Source organism: uncultured Nostoc sp., from assembly GCF_964245445.1.
In the GTDB taxonomy this organism is placed as follows: domain Bacteria; phylum Cyanobacteriota; class Cyanobacteriia; order Cyanobacteriales; family Nostocaceae; genus Nostoc.
In genome coordinates this window covers 4,366-6,554 of the sequence record NZ_CAXTNE010000357.1, presented here as the reverse complement: position 1 = coordinate 6,554, position 2,189 = coordinate 4,366, and the positions used below count along the sequence as shown (strand labels likewise).

Here is a 2,189-nt window from a genome sequence, read left to right as displayed (position 1 = left end):
TTCCTATTCCCCATTCCCCATTGCCCCTAATCCCCAGAGGGGGCCCCGAGTTCCCCATTCCCCATCTACTAAGTAGGATTTGCAGCTTCATTAGTGGGATTCGAGTTAGAACGCGCATTCAATGACAGCATTACGCGTGAAATGCCAGTGAAAATAATGCTAACACCAACTAGTGTGCCCAGAAGCCAGGGCGCATTAAAGGGCCACTGGAACCAAATCATTGCGCCTAAAACCAGCGTAATAATCCCATTACCTAGTATCCACGTCCAGTTCTCTTGCGGACGTAACCGGAATGCCAGAATTAACTCGAATGTACCTTCAGCCAGTAAAAAGCTGCCAAGCAACAGAGTTAGTGTGAGAATACCTGTAAAAGGATAAACAAACAGCATTATGCCGGTTGCAATATAAAGTCCGCTTAATAGAAGTTTCCAAATAAAACCTCCTTGTTGGCGGGTTTGAGTTGCATAAACTAGTTTTGTAAATCCGGCGAAAATCAAAATCACCGCAATCCAACTTTCGGCGAATAGGGTGGTGAAATTAGGCGCTGCGATCGCAATAACCCCTAAAATACTCAAAAGAACACCACTTATGAGTGACCCATTAACATCCTTCTTAATATCTTTAGAAACATCGGTTGTCATACAAATCTTTTTCCTATTCTTAGACTAAACTCTACATTTAGATTAGGAAATTTCTAGGTAACAAGGTATGAACCCTAAGATAGACTCATCAGTATTAACTTGATTGCGATCGTGACTAAAATTCACGACTATTGAGACACTAAACCAATCATCTGATGACCTAACTGTTATAAGAGTTCTGCAAGATTGCTTAGGCGTTCATAAACAGATATGAGACGATCTCCTTGAAGTTCAACAGAAGTATTTGGATAATTCTGAATGGCTCCAAGCAGTGTAACTTCACCTTTTTGTTGAATAGATGCACTTAAAGCACTTTGCAGCGCCTCCTGATTTAATTGTCCTCCGGGAGGGTGAACTACCTCACCAATTTGGTTAACCAAAACTGGCCCTGCCCAGCTAGACAGTAAGCTTTTTAAAAAGCCAGCATCGGCTTTGATTGGGGCTTTAAGTGCCTTACGAGCTACTGCGGGGTCTTGTTGCGCCGCCTGCAAATAAGCTGTTAACGTCGGCGTAGTTTTGCCAGTTTCTGTAAACTGAGTTAATTCTTGAACAGATATTTGCCCTTGAAAAGTACCATACTTTAAAACAACTTGCTCGGCAGCATTAGCATCAGCACTTGAGAGGAGAACAATAGCACCTACGCCTAAAGCTACTGTTTGAGTAAGTAACTTAGTGAATTTCCTATTGTTTAATCGGTTGAAAAGTTGATAAATCTGCATTCTGTTTAACTTTATAATGGTTGGTGCGGGGCATAGATATGCACAAAATGCCCAAACGTTAGATTATTTCACGAAATTCCTGCTACAGATAGATGATTAGGGACGTAAAGTTATACGCCCCTACAGCCAATTTGTTGCAAAGATTTTTGGAAATGGTGTTATTAAGCCTTTTCGTTAAGCGAAGCTAATGAGGTAGTATTGACTTATCTTCGTCTAAGGTTGGTGCAGGTACGCCCAAATGCTTCCTTGCAGATTCTTCAGCTAGCTTTCGATCTTGCTCATTATCGAATTGACTCTCATCTAACAAATGAGGGTTTTTTGCCGCTTCATCTCGGCTTGGCCGATAGCCATTTTTCCACTTGTACTTCAAGTCCATAATTTGAAAAGCAGATATACTGCGATTTGATTACCTAATTCTTCATAGTAGGGGCTTAATCGAACATGACACTCCTGCTATAGGTTGAAGAGGCTCATTCATAAGGTACAAATCTTACATCATTTTAGAGTAAAAATACTCTATTGGCCAGGACTTGATAGATAGCACGCTGAGACAAATCATGAGTAGCGATCGCTATTGCTGTGTTATAAAAAATTTTACAGTTGCAGAATTTGTTTGGTTTTATATTTTCATTCAAAAACCGATGTACCCTTCTCTACGGGACGCAAACTATGTGCAACCGTAATTTTTAATCCTTACGTATATTTGCTGATTACTTTATCAAAAAGCCTAATTGCTTTATCAAAAAGTCTGTTTACTTTATCAAAACACTTAAATGCTTTCTCAAAAGAAGCTTTTGCTTTCTCAAACTCCAGTTTGCTTAATCATTTT

Annotated in this window: 4 protein-coding genes; 1 reads left to right on the top strand and 3 read right to left on the bottom strand. The window is 39.9% G+C overall.

What is annotated here, in order from left to right:
• Positions 1–68 precede the first annotated feature (68 nt).
• The 3 genes from ACFE90_RS34550 to ACFE90_RS34540 all read right to left on the bottom strand — a co-directional run bounded on the left by ACFE90_RS34550 (position 69) and on the right by ACFE90_RS34540 (position 1,736).
• Positions 69–641, bottom strand: coding sequence for an HdeD family acid-resistance protein (locus tag ACFE90_RS34550; protein ID WP_375506789.1), 573 nt, complete (start codon positions 639–641; stop codon positions 69–71).
• Positions 642–808: 167 nt separating this feature from the next.
• The gene (locus tag ACFE90_RS34545) at positions 809–1,360 is read right to left on the bottom strand and encodes an alpha/beta hydrolase (RefSeq protein ID WP_375506788.1); all 552 of its coding nucleotides are present in this window, start codon (positions 1,358–1,360) and stop codon (positions 809–811) included.
• 184 nt (positions 1,361–1,544) lie between these two features.
• Entirely contained in the window at positions 1,545–1,736 is a 192-nt protein-coding gene (locus tag ACFE90_RS34540; RefSeq protein WP_375506787.1) for a bromodomain-containing protein, read from the bottom strand.
• 237 nt (positions 1,737–1,973) lie between these two features.
• On the opposite strand from ACFE90_RS34540, the gene ACFE90_RS34535 reads away from it, so the two are divergent.
• Positions 1,974–2,189, top strand: a 216-nt coding sequence (locus ACFE90_RS34535; protein ID WP_375506786.1) for a hypothetical protein, incomplete at its 3' end; no start/stop codon positions are given.